26 protein-coding genes and 1 pseudogene are annotated in these 25786 nt (G+C 64.4%); 9 read left to right on the top strand and 18 right to left on the bottom strand.

Going from position 1 to position 25786, the window contains the following annotated elements; genetic code table 11:
• Positions 1-57 precede the first annotated feature (57 nt).
• Positions 58-531, top strand: coding sequence for a cupin domain-containing protein (locus tag MAFF_RS09210; protein ID WP_010910627.1), 474 nt, complete (start codon positions 58-60; stop codon positions 529-531).
• A 27-nt stretch (positions 532-558) separates the two neighbouring features.
• Here MAFF_RS09210 and MAFF_RS09205 read toward each other — a convergent pair whose 3' ends face one another.
• Positions 559-1170 (bottom strand): hypothetical protein, encoded by a 612-nt coding sequence (locus MAFF_RS09205; protein ID WP_044548166.1) that lies wholly within the window; start codon positions 1168-1170, stop codon positions 559-561.
• A 259-nt stretch (positions 1171-1429) separates the two neighbouring features.
• On the opposite strand from MAFF_RS09205, the gene MAFF_RS09200 reads away from it, so the two are divergent.
• Entirely contained in the window at positions 1430-2029 is a 600-nt protein-coding gene (locus tag MAFF_RS09200; protein WP_032931066.1) for a YdeI/OmpD-associated family protein, read from the top strand.
• 3 nt (positions 2030-2032) lie between these two features.
• On the opposite strand, the gene MAFF_RS09195 is transcribed toward MAFF_RS09200, so the two are convergent.
• On the bottom strand, positions 2033-2662 hold the full coding sequence (locus MAFF_RS09195) for a glutathione S-transferase family protein (RefSeq protein WP_010910624.1): 630 nt from the start codon (positions 2660-2662) through the stop codon (positions 2033-2035).
• A 241-nt stretch (positions 2663-2903) separates the two neighbouring features.
• Here MAFF_RS09195 and MAFF_RS09190 point away from each other — a divergent pair, with 241 nt between their 5' ends.
• Entirely contained in the window at positions 2904-3602 is a 699-nt protein-coding gene (locus MAFF_RS09190) for an SDR family NAD(P)-dependent oxidoreductase (RefSeq protein ID WP_010910623.1), read from the top strand.
• Positions 3603-3619: 17 nt separating this feature from the next.
• A complete protein-coding gene (locus MAFF_RS09185; RefSeq protein WP_010910622.1) occupies positions 3620-4249 on the top strand; it encodes an NADPH-dependent F420 reductase in 630 nt (209 codons plus the stop codon).
• 158 nt (positions 4250-4407) lie between these two features.
• Here the strand turns inward: MAFF_RS09185 and MAFF_RS09180 are convergent, their stop codons facing one another.
• Positions 4408-4755 (bottom strand): hypothetical protein, encoded by a 348-nt coding sequence (locus tag MAFF_RS09180; RefSeq protein ID WP_044548162.1) that lies wholly within the window; start codon positions 4753-4755, stop codon positions 4408-4410.
• A gap of 26 nt (positions 4756-4781) precedes the next feature.
• Positions 4782-5093, bottom strand: coding sequence for a hypothetical protein (locus MAFF_RS09175; protein ID WP_044548161.1), 312 nt, complete (start codon positions 5091-5093; stop codon positions 4782-4784).
• A 387-nt stretch (positions 5094-5480) separates the two neighbouring features.
• Here MAFF_RS09175 and MAFF_RS09170 point away from each other — a divergent pair, with 387 nt between their 5' ends.
• Positions 5481-7103 (top strand): ABC-F family ATP-binding cassette domain-containing protein, encoded by a 1623-nt coding sequence (locus tag MAFF_RS09170; RefSeq protein ID WP_010910619.1) that lies wholly within the window; start codon positions 5481-5483, stop codon positions 7101-7103.
• 36 nt (positions 7104-7139) lie between these two features.
• Here the strand turns inward: MAFF_RS09170 and MAFF_RS09165 are convergent, their stop codons facing one another.
• Positions 7140-7577: a VOC family protein gene (locus MAFF_RS09165; protein ID WP_010910618.1), complete on the bottom strand. Its 438-nt coding sequence runs from the start codon at positions 7575-7577 to the stop codon at positions 7140-7142.
• A 124-nt stretch (positions 7578-7701) separates the two neighbouring features.
• Positions 7702-8142: a hypothetical protein gene (locus MAFF_RS09160; protein WP_010910617.1), complete on the bottom strand. Its 441-nt coding sequence runs from the start codon at positions 8140-8142 to the stop codon at positions 7702-7704.
• Positions 8143-8412: 270 nt separating this feature from the next.
• Here MAFF_RS09160 and MAFF_RS09155 point away from each other — a divergent pair, with 270 nt between their 5' ends.
• Complete coding sequence (locus MAFF_RS09155) at positions 8413-8775, top strand: hypothetical protein (RefSeq protein ID WP_010910616.1); 363 nt, start codon at positions 8413-8415, stop codon at positions 8773-8775.
• A gap of 58 nt (positions 8776-8833) precedes the next feature.
• Here MAFF_RS09155 and MAFF_RS09150 read toward each other — a convergent pair whose 3' ends face one another.
• The 4 genes from MAFF_RS09150 to MAFF_RS09135 all read right to left on the bottom strand — a co-directional run bounded on the left by MAFF_RS09150 (position 8834) and on the right by MAFF_RS09135 (position 14826).
• Entirely contained in the window at positions 8834-9475 is a 642-nt protein-coding gene (locus MAFF_RS09150) for a glutathione S-transferase family protein (protein ID WP_010910615.1), read from the bottom strand.
• A 133-nt stretch (positions 9476-9608) separates the two neighbouring features.
• A complete protein-coding gene (locus MAFF_RS09145; RefSeq protein ID WP_010910614.1) occupies positions 9609-10325 on the bottom strand; it encodes a hypothetical protein in 717 nt (238 codons plus the stop codon).
• 68 nt (positions 10326-10393) lie between these two features.
• The gene (locus MAFF_RS09140; protein WP_010910613.1) at positions 10394-11959 is read right to left on the bottom strand and encodes an FAD-dependent oxidoreductase; all 1566 of its coding nucleotides are present in this window, start codon (positions 11957-11959) and stop codon (positions 10394-10396) included.
• Between the two features lie 263 nt (positions 11960-12222).
• Positions 12223-14826, bottom strand: coding sequence for a bifunctional diguanylate cyclase/phosphodiesterase (locus MAFF_RS09135; RefSeq protein WP_010910612.1), 2604 nt, complete (start codon positions 14824-14826; stop codon positions 12223-12225).
• A gap of 161 nt (positions 14827-14987) precedes the next feature.
• On the opposite strand from MAFF_RS09135, the gene MAFF_RS09130 reads away from it, so the two are divergent.
• The gene (locus MAFF_RS09130; protein ID WP_010910611.1) at positions 14988-15968 is read left to right on the top strand and encodes a GlxA family transcriptional regulator; all 981 of its coding nucleotides are present in this window, start codon (positions 14988-14990) and stop codon (positions 15966-15968) included.
• A gap of 51 nt (positions 15969-16019) precedes the next feature.
• Here the strand turns inward: MAFF_RS09130 and MAFF_RS40590 are convergent, their stop codons facing one another.
• The 5 genes and pseudogenes from MAFF_RS40590 to MAFF_RS09110 all read right to left on the bottom strand — a co-directional run bounded on the left by MAFF_RS40590 (position 16020) and on the right by MAFF_RS09110 (position 20042).
• Positions 16020-16346 carry a TOBE domain-containing protein gene (locus tag MAFF_RS40590; protein WP_244420814.1) on the bottom strand — a complete coding sequence of 109 codons (327 nt, stop codon included), beginning with the start codon at positions 16344-16346 and terminating at the stop codon, positions 16020-16022.
• 327 nt (positions 16347-16673) lie between these two features.
• Positions 16674-17040, bottom strand: a pseudogene (locus MAFF_RS40585) (ABC transporter ATP-binding protein); the annotation flags it as partial.
• Between the two features lie 148 nt (positions 17041-17188).
• The gene (locus MAFF_RS09120; protein ID WP_010910608.1) at positions 17189-18331 is read right to left on the bottom strand and encodes an ABC transporter substrate-binding protein; all 1143 of its coding nucleotides are present in this window, start codon (positions 18329-18331) and stop codon (positions 17189-17191) included.
• Entirely contained in the window at positions 18328-19167 is an 840-nt protein-coding gene (locus MAFF_RS09115) for an ABC transporter permease (RefSeq protein WP_010910607.1), read from the bottom strand. The genes MAFF_RS09120 and MAFF_RS09115 overlap by 4 nt, the downstream gene beginning before the upstream one ends.
• Positions 19164-20042: an ABC transporter permease gene (locus MAFF_RS09110; protein WP_010910606.1), complete on the bottom strand. Its 879-nt coding sequence runs from the start codon at positions 20040-20042 to the stop codon at positions 19164-19166. Before MAFF_RS09110 ends, MAFF_RS09115 begins: the two co-directional genes overlap by 4 nt.
• Positions 20043-20094: 52 nt before the next feature.
• Between MAFF_RS09110 and MAFF_RS39045 the strand changes: the two genes are divergently transcribed.
• Complete coding sequence (locus tag MAFF_RS39045) at positions 20095-20232, top strand: hypothetical protein (protein ID WP_157865953.1); 138 nt, start codon at positions 20095-20097, stop codon at positions 20230-20232.
• Positions 20233-20247: 15 nt separating this feature from the next.
• Here the strand turns inward: MAFF_RS39045 and MAFF_RS09105 are convergent, their stop codons facing one another.
• Positions 20248-21798: a winged helix-turn-helix domain-containing tetratricopeptide repeat protein gene (locus tag MAFF_RS09105; protein WP_044548160.1), complete on the bottom strand. Its 1551-nt coding sequence runs from the start codon at positions 21796-21798 to the stop codon at positions 20248-20250.
• 186 nt (positions 21799-21984) lie between these two features.
• Between MAFF_RS09105 and MAFF_RS09100 the strand changes: the two genes are divergently transcribed.
• Positions 21985-22686, top strand: a complete 702-nt coding sequence (locus tag MAFF_RS09100; protein ID WP_010910603.1) for an alpha/beta hydrolase — start codon at positions 21985-21987, stop codon at positions 22684-22686.
• A gap of 126 nt (positions 22687-22812) precedes the next feature.
• Here MAFF_RS09100 and htpG read toward each other — a convergent pair whose 3' ends face one another.
• Positions 22813-24699, bottom strand: a complete 1887-nt coding sequence (htpG, locus tag MAFF_RS09095; protein WP_010910602.1) for a molecular chaperone HtpG — start codon at positions 24697-24699, stop codon at positions 22813-22815.
• Positions 24700-24872: 173 nt separating this feature from the next.
• Entirely contained in the window at positions 24873-25757 is an 885-nt protein-coding gene (locus tag MAFF_RS09090) for a hypothetical protein (protein WP_010910601.1), read from the bottom strand.
• Positions 25758-25786: the final 29 nt, after the last annotated feature.

Genomic DNA, 25786 nt, shown 5'->3' with positions numbered 1-25786 from the left:
CGGTAAATTGAGTTTACTGATGGCTAGTAAATGTAATTTACCGGAGGGGTTTGCGCAATGTCAGCCATGGATCTTCAGGTCAACCCGGCCAATGAGACCATCGGCACCAAGGGGCTGTCGGTCCGTTTCCTGGTGTCGGGCGAGAATTCGAATGGCAGCGTCGCCGCTTTCGAACTGATGGTGCCGGGAGCGCAGCGCTTGCCCGCGCCGGCGCACAGCCACGATCATTACGAGGAAACGATCTACGGCATTGACGGGGTCCTGACCTGGACCGTGAACGGCAAGCCGATCGAGGTTGGGCCGGGGGAGGCGCTGTGCATCCCACGCGGCGCCGTGCATCGCTTCGACAATAATGGCACAAGGGATGCCAAGGCGCTGTGCGTCATCACGCCGGCGGCAATTGGTCCGGACTATTTCCGCGAGGCCTTCGGCTTGCTCAACGCCGCTGCCGGCGGGCCGCCTGACAAAGCTGCGATGATGGAGATCATGCGCCGCCATGGCCTGACGCCGGCAATGCCACCACCGGCCTGATGCCGGCCGAAGGGCAGGGCGCGCCCCTTATTCCTGGCAAGCGGCGAAGGCGTCGCCCGAGTTCCAGTCCCGGAATGCGATGGTCCGGCCTTCAGCCGACACGGTCTTGTGCTTGGTGCCGCCGTCCGGCTGCTGCTTCGAGCTGGTGCCCTTGCCGGTCAGCACGTTGTAGTCGCAGGCGCTGGCGGCATTCTCCTGCAGGTAATCATCGGAATCATAGGCGAAGCCGGCAACGATGAAGGCGCCGTTGCGGTAGGCGATAATCAGCGTCTGGTTGGTGCGCTCGCTGCCGATCTCCGGCGCCGGCAGATAGAATTTGATCGAGCCGTTGGGCAGCATCGTCAGCTCCGGCTCGGCGTCGGAGTTCTCATAGCCCGGCTGGTCGTAACCGTTCCACTCGCCACCGATCTGTTCGCGCACGATTTCGACGGGCTTGAGGTAATGGTGCTCCTTGTCCCCGAGGAAGAAATGGATGTCCATCGGGTCGGTCGGCCCGGTCTCGACCACCATGGCAAGGTCGGGAGCGCCGTCGCCGTTGAAGTCGCCGGTCAGCGCCGTGATGATCTTGCGGGTCTCGATCGGTTCGGCCAGCGCCACGCCCGGCAGCAACAAGGCGAGGCCGAAGAGCAGAGATTTCATTGTGGCATGTCCCCAAAGCCCGACGGCTTGCGGTGATATAGCACGGTGGGGAAAGTGTCGCGCTCCTCCATCTGGTCGGTTGCGTTCAAACCGCACGGCGATGGATGATGCGTTCCGTCGCTTCGCAGCCGCAGCCGCACGTTTTTCTGCTGACGGAAACTGGCAGTGATCCGTGCCACGATGCAGGAGGCAGGACGACAGTGAAAGCAGGAGAAATCGTGGAGCAAACGACAACGGCACAGAACCGGCAGGCCCGCTGATGGCGCCGGTCAAGGTCGATCCCGACAAGGTCCGGGAATTCCCCGACGCTGCGAGTTTTTATGCCTGGCTCGGCCAGCACCACGCCACGGAAAACGAAGTGTGGATCAAGGTGCACAAGGTCGGGTCGGGACTGAAGTCGATCACGCCGAAGGAGGCCATCGATGTGGTGCTGTGCTTCGGCTGGATCGACGCGGTGCGTAAGGGGCTGGACGAGAACAGTTTTCTCCAGCGCTACACGCCGCGCGGCAAGAAGAGCATCTGGAGCAAGATCAACATCGACAATGTCGCGCGGCTGGTGGAGGAGGGCCGCATGACCGGGCATGGGCTGAAACAGGTCGAAGCCGCCAAGGCCGACGGGCGCTGGGCGCGCGCCTATGGCGGCAGCAAGGAGATGAAAATCCCCGACGATTTGCAGGCGGCCATCGATGCCGAGCCGGCGGCGAAGGCGATGCTGGAAAAACTCAGCGCGCAAAACCGCTTCTCGCTCGCCTTCCGCACCCACAACATGAAGACCGAGGCCGGCCGCAAGAAGAAGATCGAGACCTTCGTCGCGATGCTGAAGCGTGGCGAGACGATCTATCCGCAGGGCAAGAAGTAGCTCTCAGCCGCCCGAATGCGGGTCGATGCTGTAGGGGTGGACGGGGTAGCCGGGGCCGATGGCGTCGCGCACGCGGCCGGTCCAGGCGAGGAATGCGGGATAGTCCGCCGGCGAGAAGCCGCAATCGCCGGCGCGGTGGCTGTAGGCGTAGATGGCGACGTCGGCGATGGTGAGGTCGTCTCCGGTGAGGAACGGCGTCTTACCAAGGCTGCGGTCCAGGGCGGCCAGCGTGCGGGCGCCGGCCTCGCGCTTGCCGGCAACCATGGCGTGGTTGCGTTCGAGCCTTCCGGTCAAGGTCCAGAAGCGCAGCGAGCCGATGACGGGCTCGACATTGTATTGTTCGAAGAACAGCCACTGCATCACCTTGGCACGCCGGAAGCGGTCCGCCGGCAGCAGGGGCGTTCCTTCGGCGAGATAGGTGAGGATCGCATTGGACTCGGCAATGGCGCTGCCATTTTCGAGCTGGAGCACGGGGACCGCGCCTGCGGGGTTGAGTTCGTGAAATGCATCGCTGTGGCTCTCGCCCTCGAAGATCGAGACCATGTGGGTCTCGTAAGGGATCTTCAGAAGGCCGAGCAGGACCCTGACTTTCCAGCCATTTTGCGATGGCAGATAATCGTGAAGCGTGAGCATGGCAGGTCCCCGTTGTGGGTGGACGATCGCATGGCACGACATCGGACGACACCCGATTCCTGCGGCGGAGCATTCGTAGCGATGCTGAGTGCGGGATTGGGGAGCGACAGAGAATGCAATGTTGGAAATCAACCCCTCAACTCATGCATCCGATCGCATAATGATTGCGACCTCGGCCGCCTAATAAATCAATCTGCCTCGTGCCATTTTTCTCCAAGCAATCGAAATCCAGGAGTGGCCCATGACCACGCGCCCCAACAAAGTCGCGCTCATCACCGGCGCCAATCGCGGCATCGGGCTGGAAACCGGCCGCCAGCTGGCGAAACTTGGTTTCACCGTGCTGCTCGGCGTGCGCGATCTGGCCAAGGGCGAGGCCGCGGCGAAAGGGCTCGAGGGTCACGTCGAGGCCATCGCGCTCGATGTCGCAGCACCCGACGCGGCGACAACGGCAGCCGATGAGGTGCAGCGCCGGTTCGGCCGGCTCGACGTGCTGATCAACAATGCCGCCATCCACTACGACACCGGCTCGCGCGCTTTGCGGCCGGACTGGACGGTTATCCGCGAGGCGTTCGAGACCAATGTCTTCGGCGCCTGGCGGGTGGCGGCCGCCTTTGCGCCGCTGCTGAAGGCCGGCGGCCACGGCAGACTGGTCAATGTGTCGTCCGAAGGTGGTTCGCTGGCCTCGATGGGAGCGGGGGCGCCAGCCTATTCGACATCGAAGGCGACGCTCAATGCGCTGACCTGCGTTTTGGCGGCGGAACTGCGCGGCTCCGGCGTGCTGGTCAATGCCATCTGCCCCGGCTGGGTCGCCACCGACATGGGCGGGGCGGGCGGACGCCCGGTGGCGCAAGGGGCGGCCGGCATCGTCTGGGCCGCCACCTTGCCTGATGACGGCCCGACCGGCGGCTTTTTCCGCGACGGCAAGAAACTGCCGTGGTGAGCGAACAGGAGGCGACGATGAGAGTTGGAATTCTGGGCGCCGGCATGATCGGCGGCACGGTCGGACGGCTGTGGGCGCAGGCTGGACATGAGGTGAGCTTTGGCGTGCGGCATCCCGAACGGCTGCGTTCGATGCTTTCCGGCCTTGGCGGCAAGGCCACGGCGGGATCGGCCCTCGATGCCGTTGCCGGCGCGGATGCCGTGCTGGCCGCCATCCCGTTTCGGGCCTGGCCCGGTGTCGCGGCCGAGATCGCGGCCGCGCTCGGCGACAAGGTGCTGCTCGACGCCACGGTGCCCGACCCGCCGCGTGACGGCGCCTTCGGCGACGCCGCACTTGCCCGCAAAGACGGCGTGGCTTTCGCGGTCGCCCTGCTGCTGCCGCGCGCGAAACTGGTTCGCGCTTTCAGCACGGTCATGTGGACGACGCTGCAATCGCAGGCACATCGCGCCGGCGACAGGGTCGGCATCCCGCTTGCCGGCGATGACGATGAGGCTATTGCGCTCGCGGCGCGGCTGGTGGGCGATGCCGGCTTCGACCCGGTCGTGGTCGGACCGCTGTCGCAGGGCCGCCGCTTCGATCCCGGCACATCAGTCTTCGACAGCGGCATGAGCGGGCCGCAGGTTCGGGCCGCACTCGGTGTGGCTTGAGGCGGTTCACGATCTGAATCGTGGAATTGCCGTAAGTTTCTGTTTTGACGAACTTTCAGCGGATCTGACTTGCCTTGCTGCAGGCAAGAAAAAGCCGCCCGCGCTTTTCAGCGAATGGCGGCCTTTTCCCGGGAGGAAGTCAGAAAGAAAGCTGGCGATCAAGCCGCCTTGGCGTGGCCGTGCTTCTTGTGGGTACGCTTGAGGGTGTGCTTCTTGGCGACGTGCCGGTGGCCGTGCTTCCTCAGATGCCGGTGGTGCTTCTTGCCGTGCCTGACATGCTTCTTGACGTGCTTGTGCGCGGCAGCCTGGGCCGGCTTGGCCGTGGCAGCGGGAGCCGTAGTCGACGCAGCGGCGGCGGGAGCCGTGGTCGGCGCGGCGGGAGCCGGAGCCGTGGTCGGCGCAGCGGTGGTGGTGGCGGCCGCATTGGCCGTGGCGGTGCCGACAACCGGCATAGCCAGACCGAGCGCGATGGCGAAACCAAGGGCGCAGAGGAGGGGCTTGTTCATGATAGGCTTTCCTTTGATGGCTGCTGTCACTGGTCGAGGTCGACCGGTGTCACTCCAAGAAGTTTCAGGGCGTTGGCGTAGGTCCGGATGCCTTGCGCCTCCTTGCGCTCGGCACAAAACCGGTTTGCCTTGTCCTGCAGTGCCGTTGCCGTGGCGATCTGGCTCGCACTGGCACCGGGTTCGGCCTTGGTCCGGATGGCTCCGTCGAGTTGAGAACCGAGCCGGCTGCAATATTCGCTCCGGGTAACCGCCGCTTCCGCACCCGATGGCGCGACCGCAAGCATGGAGAGCGAAATGCCTGCGAGGGCACCCATCCATCCGGTCGAACGTCGTTGCATTGTCGGGACCATCCCTTCGCGTTATGTGGCGACCGCTGTCCGGTTGCTACGAGGATGGTTATCGCAGACGATCTTTTCTTCAGTTTTTCCCGCATGTTGAATCTTGTTTCTGAAGTGTGTCTGGCAGGGTTTTCCCTTCTCCCCTTGTGGGAGAAGGTGGCCTCGCGAAGCGAGGTCGGATGAGGGGTGCTCCAGGGAACGCCAACGTCTCCTTCCGCTGGAGCACCCCTCATCGGTCTCGGCGCTGCTCGCCGATCCACCTTCCCCACAAGGGGGAAGGAAGAAGCGCCGCGGCTGTCTGCGGCGCTTGCGCCTCTTCCTCTGGCGCTCGCCATCGCGTATGGCCCGGGGAAAATCCTCCCAAGTTCCAATTCCTTCGGAAACCGCATGATCAGACTTGAAAGCATCAGCAAGCAGAACGGCCGTCAGCTTGTCTTCATCGAGGCGTCGGCTTCCTTGCAGAAGGGCGAGAAGGTCGGCCTTGTCGGGCCGAACGGCGCCGGCAAGACGACCTTGTTTCGCATGATCACCAGCCAGGAGCAGCCGGACGAGGGCCAGGTGCAGGTCGATCGCGGCGTCACCATCGGCTATTTCAGCCAGGATGTCGGCGACATGGCGGGCCACAGCGCCGTCGCCGAAGTGATGAACGGCGCCGGGCCGGTCAGCGACGTGGCGGCAGAGATGGCTGAACTGGAAGCGGCGATGGCCGATCCCGACCAGGCCGACCGGATGGACGAGATCATCGAGAAATATGGCGAGGCGCAGCATCGCTTCGAGGAGCTCGACGGCTATGCGCTGGACGGCCGCGCCCGCGAGGTGCTGGATGGCCTCGGTTTCAGCCAGGAGATGATGGACGGCGATGTCGGAAAACTCTCCGGCGGCTGGAAGATGCGCGTGGCGCTGGCGCGCATCCTTTTGATGCGGCCCGATGTCATGCTGCTCGACGAACCGTCCAACCATCTGGATCTCGAAAGCCTGATCTGGCTGGAGCAATTCCTGAAGGGTTATGACGGCGCGCTGCTGATGACCTCGCATGACCGCGAGTTCATGAACCGCATCGTCAACAAGATCGTCGAGATCGATGCCGGCTCGCTCACCGCTTACTCCGGCAATTACGAATTCTACCAGCAGCAGCGGGCGATAGCCGACAAGCAGCAGCAGGCGCAGTTCGAGCGCCAGCAGGCCATGCTTGCCAAGGAGATCGCCTTCATCGAGCGCTTCAAGGCGCGCGCTTCGCACGCGGCGCAGGTGCAGAGCCGGGTGAAGAAGCTCGACAAGATCGACCGCGTCGAGCCGCCCAAGCGCCGCCAGGTGGTGAATTTCGAGTTCCAGCCGGCGCCACGCTGCGGCGAGGATGTCGTCACCTTGAAGAATGTCCACAAGGCCTATGGCAGCCGCAGCATCTATGAGGGGCTCGACTTCCAGGTCCGCCGCCGCGAGCGCTGGTGCATCATGGGCGTCAACGGCGCCGGCAAGTCGACGCTGCTGAAGCTGGTGGCAGGCGCCTCCGACCCCGACACCGGCACGGTGGCGCGCGGGCCGAGCGTGAAAATGGGCTATTTCGCCCAGCACGCCATGGAGCTGCTCGAAGGCGAGCGCACCGTGTTCCAGACGCTCGAAGATAATTTCCCGCAGGCCGGCCAGGCGCCGCTTCGCGCACTTGCCGGCTGCTTCGGCTTTTCCGGCGACGAGATCGAGAAGAAGTGCCGCGTGCTGTCAGGCGGCGAGAAGGCGCGGCTGGTGATGGCGCTGATGCTGTTCGATCCGCCCAACCTTCTGGTTCTGGACGAGCCGACCAACCACCTAGACATCGCCACCAAGCAGATGCTGATCGAGGCGCTGTCGCAGTATGAGGGCACTATGCTGTTCGTCTCGCACGACCGGCATTTTCTGGCAGCGCTGTCGAACCGTGTGCTGGAGCTGACGCCGGAAGGCATCCACACTTATGGCGGCGGCTATACCGAATATGTCGAGCGCACGGGGCAGGAAGCGCCGGGGCTGCGGAGCTAACGGAGACGCGCTCGCTGACATCGGCGTCGTATGCGCTCAGCCGAGCTCCTGGGCGAGGCCGATGAGAAGCCCTCCGGGTCCGCGAATGTAGCAGAGCCGATACACGTCCTTGTACTGGACGACCTCGCCTGCGAGCCGCGCGCCGCGCTTGCGGAGCCTTTCAAGCGTATCGTCGATATCGTCCACGGTGAACATGACGCGGAGGTACCCCAGAGCGTTGACCGGGTCGTCACGGTGGTCCGCGACGACCGGCGGCGTGAGGAAGCGGGACAGTTCGAGCCGGCTGTGACCGTCCGGCGTACGCATCATGGCAATCTCGACGTGCTGATCGCCCAGTCCGGTGACACGTCCGGCCCATTCACCTTCGATCGTGGCCTGCCCTTCGAGCTCAAGGCCGAGCTCGCGAAAGAAATCAATCGTCTCTTCGAGGTCATCGACGACGATTCCGACATTGTCCATCCGTTTGAGCGCCATGTGTCCAACCTCGTGTCTGGATCAAAAGCGTGTCGGTCTTCGGCCAAGGAAAAGGCGGCTGTCGAGCCGACGCCGCCTTCTGGATTTCCCGTCCGACCTCTTACCGTCGAAGGAATAGGCCCCCTTACCTCAGCGAGATGGCCAAGCCGCTGAGATCGGCGTTGACCTGCAGGCCGACCTGCTTGCCAGTCAATTCAAGCTGGGCGCCCTTGTCATTGGTCATGACGATCACCTGGGCGCCTTTGCCGAGCGTACCGCCGCCGCCAGCCGCACCGTAGACCCCCGTCACATCGCGGGCGCGCCTGACATGGCGAACGGTGCCGTGGAAATAGGTCTTGGAAACGCCGAAGGCGAGGCCGCCCGAGACGCCGCCGATCGAGATGGGATAGGTTTTGCCGTGGAAAGTGAACGTGCCTTCGCCGCCGGAGCCGCCGACGAAGAAGGCCGCCTTGTAGACGGCAAAGCGGATCGTGCCGCTGTCGGCATGCGCGGCGCTGGTAAAGCCGATGCCCGCGGTGGCGATGGCGGCAACCGCGATTCTACGAAATCCGGACGAAATATTCATGCTTGGAACTCCTGGAGGTCGCCGCTTGCGCGGCCTGGCGCGTCAGCGCTGTGTTAAAGTTACAACGGAACAGTCTCGCCCGTCATTTAGTTCCAGGCACGCGGCCTGAATCTGGCCGCGGGAAGATCGACACGAACCGAGGCCTATGGCAAGCGCAAGGGGCTGGACATCGCGTACACGTGATTGGCCGGCGGGTTCCGCCAGATACGGGGCGCCATTTCGCCACGCGCGCGGAATTCAGGATGATGCAATTCACGGGAAGGGCTGGGGATGAGAATTGCGATGGCGATTGCAATGTCCGCATTGGCCGCGACTGTGGCTGGATGCGCGACTTCTCCCGTCGATTATGGCGCGTCGCTTTCGCCGCAGGATCCGAAATGGGCGTCGCCAGCATGCCAGCAGGCCCGCGCGGCGGCTGCGGCCTACGCGGCGCGCGAAAAACAGCACCCGGGCTGGGAATTCGTCGCCCTTGGCCCGTACGGGTTAGGCATCATCGCGGCCACCAAGGAGGCCGAGCAGAAGCAGCGAAAGCTTTACGCCCGCGACGTGCACCTGCAATGCTCGAGCCTGCCTTTGCCGAAGGAACTGCAGGGCGATTTGAGCCCGGTGGTCGCAAGGGCGAACTATCCGTAGCTGTCGCCGCCTGGGGCATGCGGTCAAGCTGGAAGCGCCGCGCCTTGCTGCGTCAGCTTTATGATGCGGCGTTGACCGCAAATTGCGCGGCGAAGGCCCTGGCATAAGCGGGCCGGGCTTCCCCGCGCGCCACATAGGCAGCCAGGTTTTGATATTCGTCCAGAATGCCCGACATGCGTAGTCGAAGCAGCACCGACACCATCAGCAGATCGCCGGCGCTGAACGCACCATCGAGCCACTCGGCGGCGCCCAGATAGGCCGAGAGCTGGTCCAGCCGGGCGCGAACACGGTCCTTGACCAATGGCAGGCGCTGCTCGCTCCAGGACCTGTCGGCTTCGAATATTCTCGCCGTCGTCAATTCGAGGATCGGTGGCTCCACGGTGTTGAGGGCGGCAAACATCCAGGTGATGGCGCGGGCGCGGGCATCACGATCCCTGGGCAGCAGGCCCGCATGCTGCTCGGCAAGGTGAAAGACGATCGAGCCGGTCTCGAACAGGCACAGAGAACCTTCCTCATAGGTGGGGATCTGGCCGAACGGATGGATGGCCAGATGGTCAGGCGCCTTCATCCCGGCAAAGGAAACAAGACGAACCTCATAGGGCTGCCCCACTTCTTCGAGCGCCCAGCGAACACGTGTATCGCGCGCCAGTCCCTTGCCGCCATCGGGCGAGCGTTCGAAGGCGGTGATGGTGGGGATCATGGGAGGCTCCGGGTGGTTGGTTCGGTTCTTGGTTGCACCCAAAGGACGAACGGCCGGGGCGATTCCCGACAACCGCCTGGTTTTTCCGGACCACGGGATTTAACGGTTCGGACTGGTTGAATGCGTCCTCGGCTCAGCGCAGCAGGCCTTCCGCTTCGAATGTGTCCCAGCCCTCCAGCTTCGGCGGTGGAGCGTCATCCTTTCCCGAAGTCCTGGCGCTGCGCGCCTTGCGCTGTCGTTTTCCTGCGCGTGTCAGGGCGGCCTTGCCGGCACCGCGCCGTCTGTTTTCGGACGCTTCTTGCGCATCTTCCTCCCGCCAGGCGCTCGCCAGGTCGCGATCGAGAACATCCTCGATGTGGCGTGGATCGAAGACATGGAAGGTCACGGCCTTGGATCGCCCGCGCATCTTGACGGTGCGGGTGCCGATGCTCCTCAAGCGGCCGTCCTTCAGCCATTTGTGGCGCTCGCGGGCGGAGATGGTGAGAATGTCCTCTGCCTCGCGCGGAAGCACGGCCAGGGCTTCGATCCCTTCCAGTGTCCTGGAGATGGTTGCCGAGGCCGCCTGGAAGGCATCCGCGTCGGTTTTCAACATGCGCAAGACGATGCGGCCCGTCTCAGCCTTGGCAAATTTCCTTACAGCCCACGGCAGACGGGCTCGAATTTCGCGTTCGATCCCCTTCAGGCGCAAGGCGGAGCCAAGTGTTGCCGATGGCGGCAGCGGCCATTCGGCGACTACTGACGCTTTAGCGGTGCTCACGCCTTGCTCGGATGTGCGATCAGGCGCGCCGGCAATTGCCGCGACGATGCCACCCAGGACCTTTCGCAAGGAATCGCGCTTCTTGTCTGCCATGTTTCATGTTCGCTCGTCAGGTGCCTTCGTGAAACGACACTTCGCACAGCAGACAACCGAAATCAGGCTCAAACAGTTCCTTTGGCATACGCAGCCACCTGTCCGGGTTCGCCGAACCATCGCGACGCGGCCTGAGCGGCGCCCTCCAGATCAGGCTCACCATCAGCGGCCCAGGCGACGACACCATCGGGGCGCACGAGCAGGGCGCTCAGGCCCAGGCGCTCCCTGGCGTCCTCGGCGACATAGGCGATCCGCCCGCTCCAGCGGCTTGCAAGCGCCTGGAGGGCAGGGCGGGCAGCGAAGTCCAGCAGCAGGGCTTGGCCGGTCCTCAAGCGTTCGCCGGGTCTCGTTCCGTCGGCCAGTTCGAAATCGGGCGCGCTGCGGCCCACCAGTGGGTGGCTGCCGCCGACGTCGTAGCGCAGCGACACGCCCCAGACGCGCTCGGCGAAGTAGGTCGCGCCGTCGCGCGTGTCGATGAGGTCGCGGATGATGGCTTCGAGCGCGCGTGAACTGCGGCTTGGCCGCATCAACGCGACCTGGGCGCGCGACCAGTCGAGAATTTGCGCTCCCACCGGATGGCGTTCATCGAAATAGCTGTCGAGCAGGCCGGCCGGCGCGTCGCCACGGATGGTGGCGGCGAGCTTCCAGCCGAGGTTCATCGCATCGCCAATCCCAAGGTTGAGCCCCTGGCCACCGAGCGGCGAATGGATATGCGCGGCGTCGCCGGCGAGCAGCACCCGCCCGTTGCGATAGGCGGATGCCTGGTAGGCGCGATCGGTCCAGGTCGTGGCGAGGCGCAGCGCCGTCAGGGTGACGTCGGTTCCGGACACGCGGCGCAGCACGGCCTGCACATGCTCCAGTGTGATCGGCTCTGTCCGGTGGAAAGTTGCGCCGTCGAACTCGACCATCGCGATGGTTCCTGGCCGTGAGTAGGTATACATGCCCGTCGGCGTGTAGTGGCGGCCGGGGCTGAGCGCGTCCGGATCGGCTATTTCGACCTCAACGGAATAGCCGGTGAACTCGGCATCCGTGCCGGTGAAGGCAAAGCCGCCAAGCTTGCGGACCGTGCTGCGGCCGCCATCGCAACCGACGAGCCAGCGGGCGCGAAAAATCTCGCCACCGGCGCGGATCGTCACGTCCTCGTCCGACTGGTCGAAGATTTCGACGCCAAGGCCGCGCCTGATCTCGACGCCCATGGCGGTCGCGCGGGTGGCGAGCATGGTTTCCAACTGCTCCATCTCGACCGCCATGCTGGTGCCCGCCGGGCCTGGCAGGCGATAGGGCCATTTCGAACTGTCGACGGCGTCGAGATGGAACTGGATGCCGGCGAAATGGCCGCCCGGGCGGCGCGGCTGCTGCATCCAGTGCGCGGCGACCAATTTGCCCGAGCCATCCTTCGTCGTCGGCGGCGCAATGGCGTCCAGCAGGTCGCGTCGATGGAAGGCCTCTATAGTGGGTGCCGAGAGACCGCGCATGCCGAAGGGCAGCCGCTTCAGCGGCGAACGGGGATCTTCGGCCTTTTCCAGTATCAGGACCGAGAGGCCTGCCAAACGCAACTCGCAAGCGAGAAACAGGCCGACCGGGCCGGCGCCGGAGATGACGACATCATGGGAAATTGGGTGGTGGCTGTGCATGAACTGCTCCTTGGTCGATGTTCGACCGGAGCGTTCCTCGCGTTGGGAGCCACACGGACGAACGATTGGACGCTCGATCAGCGTCCGATGTTCGTCGTGGGGATCTCGTGCACGAAGCCAAAGACCAGAGCTCTCGTTACCGAGAGGAGTTGGGCTTACCAAACCAACCCTGCCTTTTCCGACAGGAGCCATATAGCGATGTGGCGATCGATCCGCAACGGGCACGTCGGCGGTCAAAGGCAACGCCATTGGTTAGGGGCAATCTAGCTCGCGGCCAGCCATTTACGCGACAGGGCGAAGGCCTTGAAGGCCTTGGCCTCCATCGGGCGGCCAAAAAGGTAGCCCTGCAGGATATCGCAGCCAAGTTCCTTGAGGATGCGCGCATGCTCCATCGTCTCGACGCCCTCGGCGACCACTTCGATGCCGAGCGATTTGCCGATCTCAATGATCGACGCCACCAGATGCCGTTGCGCCATTGAGCCGGTGATGGGTGTGATCAGTTGGCGGTCGATCTTGAGGCGGCGCGGACGCAATTTGAGCAACGAGACGATCGAGGCGTGGCCGGTGCCGAAATCGTCGATCTCGATGTCTATGCCGAGTTCCTTGATGTGGTCGATATTCCACGTGACCAGGTCGTCGTTTTCATCGAGGAAAATAGACTCCACCAGTTCGAACGACACCGTTCCCGCCTTGATGGCGAGCTTGCGCAGACCCTCGATCAGGTCCCTGTCCTCCAGCCGCCTGGCCGAGACGTTGACCGACACGCGCGGGATGTTGAGATGGCTGCGCGACCAACGCTCGAAATTCTCCAGCGCGTGTTTGAGGACGATTCGATCGATCAGCGCCACGACATTGAGTTCTTCGGCCACCTTGAGATAGGCGTCGGGGGCCAGGATGCCGCGTCGCGGGTGCTTCCAGCGCGACAACGCCTCGACGCCGACGATCTCGAGCGTGCTGGCGTCGAACTGCGGCTGATAGTAGGCGACGAATTCGTTCCGCTCCAACCCTCCCAGGATCTCGTCGGCGATCTGCTTGGTCCGCACGATCTCGCTCTGCAGCTCCTCGTTGAAGAACTCGTAACGGTTGCGCCCACGGCTTTTGGCCCGATAGAGCGCGAGATCGGCGTTGACCAGCAACTGTTTCACGTCGACGCCGTTGTTGGCGGCAATGCCGATGCTGACCCCGAAACGGCACGGATGACCGCGATAATCGACAGGTTGGCGCATGTCCTCGATGATGCGGTGGGCAAGTGCCGACAGTCCGTCGTCGTCAAGCCCATGGCTCACCACGACGAACTCGTCGCCGCCGATGCGCGCAACGAAATCGTCACGGCCCACATTGGCCTGGATAACCTTGGAGGCATGCACCAGCATGGCATCGCCCGCAGCGTGGCCGAGCGTATCGTTGATCTGCTTGAAGCGGTCGAGGTCCAGGTGCAGCAGTGCCGTGCGCCGGTCCGGTTTGCCGTTCTCGGCCAGAAGTTCATCGAGATAGCGGCGGTTGGGCAGGCCGGTCAGCGAATCGTGCAGCGCCGCATATTCGATATGTGCCTTGGCGAGATTGAGCTCGGCGTTCTTCGATTCCGTCAACTGGCGTTCGCGAATGAGGTTTTCGTTGAGCAGCACGTCGCTGGTCACGTCCCATTCGGCGCCGATCAGCTTGGGCGTTCCGCCGATGTCCTGGAAGTAGGTCGCGCGCGTGCGCACATGGCGGACGGTGCCGTCGGGGCGTAGGAGCCGGTATTGTGAGGAATAGGGGCCTTGTTTGGCCGCGGCGAGATCGAAGTCCTGTCTCGCCCGCGCGAGATCTTCAGGATGGATCGCCTGCGCCCAGTCATCATAGCCGCGCGGCTTGCCGTCGGCTGACTTGCCGTAGATCTCGTTGACGCGGTCATCCCACACCATTTCGTTGGTGGTGAGATCGTGTTCCCAAACGCCGATACCAGAGGCTTCCAGCGCCAGCTCCAGGCGCCCGGACAGGCGCCTCAGCTCGGCGTAGTTTTTCTGCCTCTCGCCGAACAGCCGGCCGGCCACCATGATCGGCAGCACCACCAGCGCTCCGGCGAGCAACATGAGCGACCGCAAGGCCCACTCGTTTTTCGGAGCCGCCGGCCAGCCGCCCTTGGGGATGGCCGAAATCTGCCAGGAACCCGATGGCAGCTGCACAGCGGCCGATACGGGATTTCCTGCGATGACCTGGCCGGCGCCGAAAAAGCGTTCGCCGGCGCCGCCCAGCGCATCCTTGCCGGTGAGCGCGACATCGATGTCGAGATCAGGGTCGGTCAGCCCGCTCGCCGCGTAGAGCCGGTCGACATCGACCACCGCCGAGACGATGCCCCAGAAACGGTCGCCGCCGCCCGCGGTCGGAACAAAGACCGGAATGCGGCCGATGAAGCCGCGCCCGCCCTGGGCAAGGTCGACCGGGCCGGCGAACACCAGCACCCGATGGTCGCGCGCCCGCAGCGCCGCCGTCCGCTGCGCTTCGTTCTTGCGGTAATCGAGCCCGATCGCCTTCTCGTTGCCTTCCATCGGGTACATCAGCGAGATGACCAGGTCGGGCGCGCCGGCAATGTTGCGTAACTGCGATTTCTGCTGGAACAGATTTCCGGCAAGCGAGGCAAATCGCTGCTGGCCCATATAGGGTTCCGTATCGATGGCCGAGACCAACCCCTGAACAAGCTGAAGATTGCCGTTGATGTTGCCTTCGAGCTTGGCGCGGATGATGTTGACCTTTGCCAGCACGTCGGCGCGCGCCAGTTGGTCGGAGACCCTTCTGTTCTGCTGGTCGGCGACGATTGAGCAGACCAGAAGCACGACGAAAGCGATCGCCGCCGGCAAGTTGGCGGAAGAAAAAACGGCCCGTCTCACGCGGCCGAGGCTGAATCCAGTGATGGCCAATTCGACCCGGATACCTTTCCTGAACTGTAGCTCATCGAACGACTGTAGTAGAAAACGCTTAAATTTGCCCTTCCAGGCTGGTGGTAAGTTGCGGCATCGGCTAAGGCGGGCGAACGAGTTGCGGAAGTATAATGGCAAGACGGTTTGCGTTTCTCCTGGTGCGCGACTTCACGCTGTCGCCGCTGTCACTGTTCATCGACACGCTGCGGCTGGCGGGTGACGAGGGCGATCGCAGCCGCAGGATCGAGTTCGACTGGGAGATCGTCGGCGAACGCGGCCTGCCGATCCGGGCGAGTTGCGGTGTCGAATTGCTGCCCACCAAGGGGATCGGCAATCCTGAGGATTTCGACAACATCGTGGTGGTCGGCGGCCTGCTCGACACCAACCGCAGCCTGAGTTCCGACAAGGAGGTCTTCCTGTTGCGGGCGGCCGAGAAGGGGGTGCCGCTGACGGCGCTGTGCACGGGAAGCTTCGTGCTGGCGCGCTACGGCCTGCTCGACGGCTACGCCGCGGCCGTCAGCTGGTTCCACATCAAGGATTTCCGTAGCCAGTTCCCCGATGTCAACGCGCATGCCGACAGCCTGTTTTCCGTCGACCGCGGCCGCTCGACCTGCGCCGGCGGCACGGGTGCGGCCGACCTTGCCGGCTATTTCGTGTCCCAGTTCATCGGCCAGAAGGCGGCGGAAAAGGCCGCCAAGATCCTGGTGCTCGACCGCATCAGGAGCAGCCGGGACGTGCAGCCCGTCGGTGACCTGTTTCCGGCAGCGTCGAGCCGGTCGGTCAAGCGTGCCTTGCTGTTGATGGAGAGCAACCTGCAGGAGACGCTGTCGGTCGCCGAGATCGCAACCCGCCTGAATTGCTCACGGCGCCAGCTCGAGCGGCTTTTCGGCACCGAACTCGGCATCGGTCCGATGGCGGCCTATCTGGCGCTGAGAGTGCATCATGCCAAGTCGCTGCTCGAAGGCAGCGACCTGCAGATCGGTGACATCGCCTATCGCTGCGGCTTCACCAATGCCGGCCATTTCAGCCGCGTCTTCCGCCAGCAGACCGGCATCACGCCAACCCATCTCAGGCATCCCAACCGCCTGGCGAGCGTCTCGGCGGGGCAATGAAGCCGGCCGCGTAGCGCCGCTCGAGCCGGGCCGGCTCCTGGGCGACTTGCGTCACGAAATGCGCTGACCGTCCTCATCGAGCAGAACGCAGCCTTCGGGATCGAATCCGAGGTCGATCGCCTCGCCTTCGCGAAGGACGCGGCCGGTGATCGGCGCGTTGGCGCGGATGACGGTCTTGCCGCCGATGTCGACCTCATAGATGGCGCTGCCGCCCAGATACGAGGCCGAGACGACACGGCCGGACAGCCTGTTGGGGCCTGCCGCCGCGCCGATCGACAGTTTCTGCGGCCGCAGCACGACTGTGACCTTGCTGCCCTGTGCAGGCGGCCTTGGACAGGCGACCTCGACCGTCTGGCCAGTGGCAAGCGTCACCGCCATTGCCTGGCCGGACCGGCTCACGGTGCCGGCCAGCATGTTGGCCTTGCCGAGGAAGTCGGCGACGAAGGCCGTGGCGGGCGTTTCATAGACCTCCTGCGGGGTTCCGATCTGCTCCACAGCGCCGGCGTTCATCACCACGATGCGATCCGACATGGAGAGCGCTTCCTCCTGGTCGTGGGTGACGAAGATGGCGGTGATGCCGGTTTCCTTCTGGATCTTCTTGATCTCGACGCGCATCTCCTCGCGCATGTTCGCGTCCAGCGCCGACAGCGGCTCGTCGAGCAGCAGCACCTGCGGCTCGAAGACGATGGCGCGGGCAAGCGCGATGCGCTGCTGCTGCCCGCCCGACAGCTGCGACGGCAGCTTCTTCTCGCTGCCCGGCAGCCGCACCATTTCGAGCGCCTGGCACCTTGCGCACGATCTCGGGCTTCGGCACGTTGCGGTACTTCAGGCCGAAGGCGACGTTGTCGAAGACGTTCTTGTGCGGGAACAGCGCATAGCTCTGGAAGACCAGGCCGATATTGCGCTTGTAGATCGGCACATCGTCCACCCGGCGCCCGTCGATCATGATCTGGCCGCCCGAAATGTCGACGAGGCCGGCGATGGAGCGCAGGATCGTCGTCTTGCCGCAGCCCGAAGGCCCGAGCAACGTGACGAAGCTGCCCTTGGCGATGGAGAGCGAGAAATCGCGCACGGCGACGAACTTGCCATAGGCGATGTCGATGTCGCGGAACTCGACCGCCGGCTGGCCGGTCCCGGCGCCGCTCGGAGCGGGTGCGCCCGCGCCGGGCCTTGCCACCCCGGCCGCTTCCGGCCGGGGCACTTCTGAAAGGTCGTTTCTGTCAGGCACCTTTCGAGATCCTGTTCCACTGCTTGGTCCAGGCGTCCTCGTTGGTCGCCCAGTAGACCGGGTCGGCAAAGGTCAGCGACTTCATCGTGCCGGTCTTGTCGAAGGCCGGCAGCTTCTCGATCTTCTCGGTGAGCTTGACCTTTGTCGGATCGAGCGACGGCGGATAGCTCTGGCCTTCGGCGACCGCGATGGCGGTCGCCGGGTCGAGCATGAAGTTGATCAACTCCTCGCACTCGGCCATTGGCGAGCCTTTCAGGATCAGCATGTCCTCCATCCAGGCATAGGAACCGGCCGGGTCGAGATAGCCGATCGGATGGCCCTGGTCCTGCAAGGCGGCGACGCGGCCCGACCAGGCGTCGGTCACCACGATCTCGCCCTTGGAAAGCAGGTCCATCAGCTCCGCGCCGGAGCTCCAGAACTTTTTGGCGAGGTCGCGCGTCTCGCGCACCTTGGCCCAGATCGCATCCATGTCCTTGAGGTTGTTGGGATCCTGCCCGGTGGCGAGCGCGGCGTACCAGACGCGAGTGGTCATGTCGGAATAGCCGCCGACCTTGCCGGCGTATTTCTTGTCGAGCAGAAGGGCGGCGCCCTTTTCCTTGGCCTCCTCGGGCGAGATCACCTTGGTGTTGTAGGCGATGCCTGTCGTGCCGTAGTCGTAAGGCACGGCCGAGAGTTTCGGCGTCAGCTTGCGGAACGGATCGATCATCGGCTGCAGCACATTGGCCATGTTGGGAATGTTGGCCTCGTTGATCTCCGAGGTCAGGCCGCCATTCACATATTTGATGTAGTAGTTGACGCCGGAGGAATGGATGACCTGGTAGTCGCCGGGCTTGGCGGTCTTGATCTTGGTGATGATCTCGTCCTCGTCGCCGAACGTGCCCTGGACCACCTTGATCTTGGTCTTGGCCGTGTAGGGCTTGAAGGCGTATTTGTCGATCGCGTCCTGCACCGTGCCGCCCCAGCCGTCGAAGCGAACCTCCTCGACCGCGGCGAGCGCCTGCCGCATCCAGGGCATGTCGAGGCCGACCGCGGCGGCCGCGGCGGCGGTCAGCGTCAGGAAAGTGCGGCGGCTGAGATCGCCGTTTTGATATCTATCGTGCAGCCGTTCAAGCCGCTTGCCGTTGGACAGTTTCATCGTGCTTGCTCCTTTGGTTCACCGCGTCGTTTCAATCTGGTCAGGCTTTGCAGGATCAGGCCGCCGAGCAGCGGGATGCCGACGGTCACCAGGATCATCACGGTGCCGAGCGCGTTGATCTCCGGGCTGATCGAGATCTTGAGCATCGAAAGGATCTGGGTGGGCATGGTCTCGACGCCCGCCGGCCGCCAGAACAAGCTGGCCGACGTGTTGTCGAACGAGATGGTGAAGGCGAGCAGCGCGCCGCCGACGACGGCGGGGATGAGCAGCGGCAGCGTGATCTCGCGGAAGGACGAGAAGCGCGAGGCGCCGAGCGAGAGCGCCGCCTCCTCATAGACGCGGCGGATACCGACCATGCGCGCCTGGGTGATCAGCACCACATAGGGTACGGCGAGCAGTATATGGCCGAGCACCAGGAGAAGCATGGTCCGCGGCTGGTCGACCGCCTTGATCAGCACCAGGAGGCCGACGCCGAGAATGGTCTCGGGCACCAGCGCCGGCAGGATCACCAGCGTGCTCAGCGCCTGCTTGCCGCGGAATTCGAAGCGCACCAGCGCAAACGAGGTGACGACGCCGATTGCCGTGGTGACGGCTGATGTGACCAGCGCGATCCACAGCGAGGTGCGGAAGGCGGCCAGCACCGGCTCGTTGGCCATCAGCTTGCCGTACCATTGCAGGCTGAAGCCGGTCATCGGGAAGCCGCCGAACATCGAGGCGTTGAACGACAGGATCACCGTCGCTACGATCGGCGCGAACATGAAGATGTAGACGCAGACCGTGACGAAGCCGGTCAGCCGCCAGGCCCATCTGCCTTCGTGTTTCCGCCGCGCCTTCATCCGCCCAGTCCCTTGACGATCTGCGACATGCCCATGAAGCGTGTGTAGATGGCGGCGAAGGAGCCGAGCACGAGGAACAGCACGATCGAAAGCGTGGCGCCCATCGGCCAGTTCAGCTCGCCCATGATGGTGTCGTAGATCAGATTGCCGAACAGCGCGTCGCGGCCGGAGCCGAGCAGTTGCGGCGTGACATAGCTGCCGGCGGCCAGCACGAAGCAGAGCAGCAGGCCTGCCGCCAGGCCCGGCAGCGAAAGCGGAAGCGTGACTTCGCGGAACGCCTGTGCGCTGGTGCAACCCATCGAGCGCGCGGCCGAAATCAGGGTACGGTCGATGCCCTCGAGGCTGACATAGACGTTGAGGATCATGTAGGGCAGCAGGAAGTGCAGCATGCCCAGGATGACCGCGCCCTCATTGTAGAGCATCGGCAACGGCTCGCTGATGATGCCCATCTTCAGCAGCGCGACATTGATGACGCCCTGTTCGCCCAGGATGTTGATCCACGAAAAGGTGCGGATGGTGAAGCTGATCCAGAACGGCACGATGAGCAGGAGAAGCAGCAGCCATTTGTGCTTGAAGGTCGTCGCCCAGATGAAATAGGCCGGGAAATAACCCAGCACCCCGCAAAGCAGCGCGGTGATGGCGCCGACCCGCAGCGTCTTCAAAAGGAAGCCGGCATAATAGCTGTCGGTCAGGAATTCGTGCCAGTTCGCCGTCGTCAGCGCGCTGGTTTCAACGCCTGCGGTGACGAAGGTGAAGAAGGTGTAGGCGGCCATCACGGCGATCGGCAGCACCAGGAAGAAGATCAGCAGCAGGAGCACCGGCGCGACCAGCAGCCACGCCAGCCGTGGATCATACAATGTCCATTGTCGTTTCATGAGCACCCGGTGCGCTTTCTTTGAAGCGCCTGTTTTGTTCCCGGGGCCAAGATTGGGTGATTGGTGGCCCGATGTCTACACCAGGCGATTGAGCCAGCGGACATCGGGCGCGTCGCCGGCTGCGATGGACGCCGTGTCGGCGGACGGCATCGCGGCGGCGCCGGCATGGCCGTTCGATCTGGTAGGTTGAATTTGCCGGCGGCTTCTATGCCGGCAGGCCGGCCAGCCGCATGGCCTCGGTGACGTCGTCGATGATAGCAGGCGCGAGACCGACGGCGGCGGACCAGCGGCCGATGGTGAAATGCGGGTCGAGCGCCATCAACCGTGATCCCGCAGCCTTTGCTTCCTCGATCCGTCCGAGCCGGGCAAGGGGTGCGGCCAGCCATCCGTGCAGGATGCTGAAGCCGGGGTTCATCTCCACCGCCCGCCGTCCGGCAGCAATGGCCTGTTCGTGCCTACCGGCGAGAAAGTTGCCGAAGCCGATCATGCCTTGCGGCACGCAGTTCATGGCGTCCAGCGGGTTCAACCGCAACGCCTGCTCGCCCCAGTCGATGGCGCGTGTCGCATCGCCGCCATAGGCCACCGGCACGCAGCCGAAGGCATAGACGAAGGCACAGGATGCGCTGAGCGAAAGCGCCTGCGAAAACGCCTCGTCGGCGAGCTTGCGGTCATGCTCGACCAGGCCGATGGTGAAGCCGGCCAGCGCCAGCGCCATGGCGTCGCCCGAGCCGTGCTCGATCGCCGCATGGGCATGGCGGGACGCCTTCCCGCTATGCTCCGCCTGCATGCCGCCGCGAATGAAAAGGGTTTGATGCGCCCAGGCGGCAAAGCCGTGGACAAGGGCATAGCTCGGCTCGATGGCCAGCGCCTGATCGAGCAGCGGCAGACCCCTGGCGGCACCTTGCGGCATGAAGGTGTAGACGTCGGGCAGCGCGCGCAGGAAAAGATCGTAGGCGTCGAGACTGTCGGGCCGCTGACGCTTGACGCGCTCGATCTCGGCCCGCCGCAGATTGGGCTCGATGGCCGCGACCACGCTGATGGTGATCTCGTCCTGCAGCGCGAACACGTCGGTCAGCTCGCGGTCGTAGCGTTCGGCCCAGAGATGGCCGCCATCCTCGGTGTCGATCAACTGGCCGGTGATGCGCACGCGGCTTCCCACCTTGCGCACGCTGCCTTCCAGCACATAGCGCACGCCAAGCTCTTGTCCGACCTGCTTCATATCAACCGCGCGGCCCTTGTAGGTGAAGGAGGAGTTCCGCGCGATCACGAACAGCCAGCGGATCCGCGACAGGCCGGTGATGATGTCCTCGACCATGCCGTCGGCGAAATAGTCCTGATCCGGATCGCCGCTCAGGTTCACGAAAGGCAGCACGGCGATGGAAGGGCGGGCGGGGATGCCAAGGCCAGGCTTCGCCGGCTCGACCGGTGCTGTCGCCTCGGCGCCGGCCTCCTCGTGCACGGTGCCGACGAACCGAAAGCCCCGGCGCGGAAAGGTGCGGACAAGGCGCTGTTGCTCGCCATTGTCCTGAAGCGCGCTGCGCGCGGCGTTGACGCGGCTGGCCAGCGTGGCGTCCGAGACGATGCGTCCCTGCCAGACCGCATCGACCAGGTCGTCCTTGCTCACCACCCGCTCGCGATTGCGGATGAGATATTGCAAAAGGTCGAACACTTGTGGCTCGACGGCGATCAGGCTGTTGCCGCGACGCAGTTCGCGCCGGTCGCCGTCCAGGGCGAAATCCTCGAAAAGATATGGCAAATTGCTGGCTCCGGAACCCGGCCAATAACGATTCCGGACACTGTAGCCGTGTGGTGGCCGCAAAATCAAAGCCATCTCAAGGGAAAATCAAGAGGTCCTGAAGGCCGCCTCAAAGCGAGCGCGGCGGCTGCGTCGCATAGTCCTCCTGCAACCAACGCAAACAACACTTTGAAAAGGAGAACTCAAATGTCCAAGAACGCAGCAAATTCCGTCGTCCTCGTTCATGGTGGCTTCGTCGATGGCTCCGGCTGGGAAGGGGTCTACCACCAGCTCAAGAAGGATGGCTACGACGTCACCATCGTCCAGAACCCGACCACCTCGCTCGCCGACGATGTCGCTGTCACCAGGCGCGCCATCGCAGCCGCTCCCGGCAATGTCATCCTGGTCGGCCACTCCTATGGCGGCGTCGTGGTGTCGGAAGCCGGCACCGATCCCAAGGTGGCTGGTGTCGTCTATATCGCGGCCTTCGCGGCGGATGCCGGCGAGTCGGTCTCGACCCTCATCGCCAACCCCCCTCCCGGCGCTTCGGTACCGCCGATCCTGCCGCCCGTCGACGGCTTCCTGATGCTCGACAAGGCCAAGTTCGCCGCCTCGTTCGCCGCGGATGTGCGCCCCTCGCTCGCCTCCTTCATGGCGGACTCGCAGGTGCCGTGGGGCGTGGCCGCACTCGAAGGCAAGGTCACCAAGCCGGCCTGGAGAGTGAAGCCGAGCTGGTATCTGGTCGCCACCGACGATCACATGATCCCGCCGCCGGCACAGCGCCAGATGGCGAGCCGGGCCGGCGCGACGACGGTGGAAGTGCCCGGCAGTCACGCGGTCTATGTCTCCGATCCGGCTGCGGTCGCCAAGCTCATCGAACAGGCCGCCGCCAGCGTCGGCAAGAACTGAGAAGGCATCATCGCAGAAAAGCCTGGGTGCTTGGCGGCACCCAGGCTTTTTAGCACTCGCTGGAGGCGAAACGTCGCCGGAGCGTCCGGGGCGATCGGCGTCGATTTTACCAGAATCGGCCTGCGCTCAGCCCTTCGCGATGCCGCGTGCGATCAGCCGCGCCAGACGCTCCGAGAATGCCCTGGCGTCGGCCGGCTTGTCGCCGTCGAGCACGCGCGCCTCGTCGTAGAGGAGATGGGCCGCGTCATCCTTGAAGGCCTGGTCCTCGTCGCCGAGGCCGGCGAGCGCCAGCACGCGCTCGTGGCGCGGGTTGATTTCGAGGATGGGCTTGGCCGCCTTGTCGAGGCGGCCGGCGGCGTTCATCAGCCGCTCGAACTGCCGGTCGGGGCCATGTTCGGGCGCGACCAGGCAGACGGCGCTCTCGGTCAGGCGGTCGGAGGCCTTCACATCCGAGACGGCATCGCCAAGCGCCGATTTGACGAAGGCCAGGAAGCCGTCGACCTCCGGCGCTGCAGCCGTATCCGGCTTCTTTGCGTCGTCGAGCAGCGGAATGTCGGACAGTTCGGCGACGCCTTGCGTCACCGACTTGAACGGCTTGCCGTCGAAGTCCGGCGCCATCGTCACCCAGAAACTGTCGACCGGGTCGGTGAGCAGCAGCACCTCGATGCCGCGCGCCTTGAAACCTTCGAGCTGCGGCGAGGCTTCGAGCCTGGCGCGGTCGTCGCCGGCCATGAAGAAGATCGCCTTCTGGCCTTCCTTCATCGCCGCGACATAGTCGGCCAGGCCGCGCCAGCCTTCGCCCGAGGCGGTCGAGTGGAAGCGGGCGAGCTTCAGCAATTGCTCGCGCCGCTCGTAATCCTCGTAGAGCCCTTCCTTCAGGACGACGCCGAAATTCTCCCAGACCTTGGCATAGGCCTCGGCCTCGTTCTCCGCCAGCTTGGCGAGGTCGCCCAGCACGCGGTTGGTCAGGCCCTTGCGGATCGAGGCCAGCAGCGGGCTTTCCTGGATCATTTCGCGCGAGACGTTGAGCGGCAGGTCGGCGGAATCGACCAGGCCGCGCACGAAGCGCAGATAGCGCGGCAGCAGGTCGGCATCGTCGGTGATGAAGACGCGGCGCACATAGAGCTTCATGCGGCCCTTGCGGTCCTGGTCGAACAGATCGAACGGGCGCGAGCCGGGCACGAAGGCAAGCACGGAGTATTCCTGCCGGCCCTCGGCGCGGAAATGGATGGTGGCGGCCGGCTCGTCATACTGGCCGGCGACGCTGCGGTAGAAGTCGGTATATTCCTCGGGCTTGATCTCGCTCTTCGGTCGCACCCAGAGTGCCGTGCCATCGGCAATGTCGCGCGCCTCGGCGCCGGGTTTTTCGATGAGCGTGATCGGCACCGGCACATGGCCCGACTGCGACTTGGCCAACTGCTCGAGCCGGTAGGAGCCGGTGTAGGAAACGGCGTCGTCCATCAGATGGAGCACGACGCGGGTGCCGCGCCTGGGTGCTGCTTCGAGAGGGGCGGGGGCGATTTCGTAGGAACCCTTGCCGTCGGAGGACCAGCGCCAGGCCTCTTCGCTTCCGGCCAGGCGGCTGATGACATCGACGCGGTCGGCGACCATGAAGGCGGAATAGAAGCCGACGCCGAACTGGCCGATGAGCTGCGTGTCCTCCGTGCCTGAGCCGACGCGCTCGATGAAGGCGCGCGTGCCCGAGCGGGCGATCGTGCCCAGGGCCTCGGCCATGTCGTCGCGGCTCATGCCGATGCCGTTGTCCTCGACGGTGATCTCCTTGTTGTCCGGATCGGCCGAAATCGAAATGCGCGGCTTGGGATCGTCGCCCAGCAATTCGGGACGGCTGACGGCCTCGAAGCGCAGCTTTTCGCAGGCGTCGGCGGCGTTGGAAATCAGCTCGCGCAGGAACACGTCCTTATCGGAATAGACCGAATGCACCATCATGTGCAGCAGCCGCGAAACATCCGCCTCGAATGCCCTGGTTTCCGTCGCTTTCGTGTCCGTCGTCATTCAGATTTTCCCACGCTGTTCATCCGCCCGCCGCGCCGGGCGCGTTCGGGACTTTCCTTTCAACCATTTTTTGCGGTGCTGGCAACTGCGTTCAGTGTGCCAGCGCGCCGACGATATGGTGGTGGGGTGCGAAGGTGACAAGAGGGCGTCGGCGCCGCGCCCTTTTTGCGTCCCTACTTCCCCGCCATGTGATCCGCCAGCGCCTGCGCCTGGGCAAGCAGCGCCTGATAGGTCGGGGTGTCCGGCAGGCTCTTGCCCATGCAGGCGCGGAAGTCGTTGTCGCCTTTCGTCCAGGCGGCGTTGGCGGCGTCGGATGTGTTTTCGTCGCTGTCGTCGGTGGCCTGCTTGGCCAATTTCTGGGCGGCGGCGTCGGCGGCGGTCCATGCGGCGTCGCAGGCCGCGATCTTCGGGACGGGCGGTGAAGCGGGCGCTTCGGCGATCAGGACGCTGTTGCCCTTGACGACCGTGACGACGACCTCCTGGTCGGAGTTCGGTCCGATATCCTGTGCCCACCCGCCGAGGCGGGCGATCGCCATGTCGGCGCCGTCGGGCTTCTTCACCGCGAAGTCGAGCGTGCCGGTGAAGGCGGCGTCGCTGCCGATGGCCTGGGTGTAAAAGGCATCGAGCTTGAGCGCCGCGTCGAAGCTGGTGGGCAGTTTGAGATCGGCGTCCGTCTCGGCGGCGCGAGACTGCAGCCAGTGCTCGACCAGCCCGCGTGTCGAGGCCACGATGCTGGGACCATCCTCGGTGCCGTGGCGCAGCCCGTCTAGCATGCCGAAGCCGACATCGGAGGAACTGAGGCTTTCGATGTTGATCTTGCCGGCGGCCGGAAAATCCTTGACCGTGAAGGGGCCGAGCAGGGCGGAAAGGCGCTTTTCAAGATCGGCGCGGGCCTTTTCATTGGCCGCATCGAGCGTCTCCACCGATGCGTTCGTGCTCTCCATCGCCGCGATGTCGGCAATCGCCTTGTCGCGCGCGGCGATATAATCGTCCTCGGGCGAGGCCGCGAAGGCAGCACTGCTCGCCAGTGCAAACATGACCGTCCAGACCAACCGCATGACAGAACCTTTCTTCGTGGCGGATCAAC

This window comes from Mesorhizobium japonicum MAFF 303099 (genome assembly GCF_000009625.1).
Lineage (GTDB): Bacteria > Pseudomonadota > Alphaproteobacteria > Rhizobiales > Rhizobiaceae > Mesorhizobium > Mesorhizobium japonicum.
Note: the sequence above shows the minus strand (reverse complement) of the source record. Positions and strands in the feature narration are given on the sequence as shown.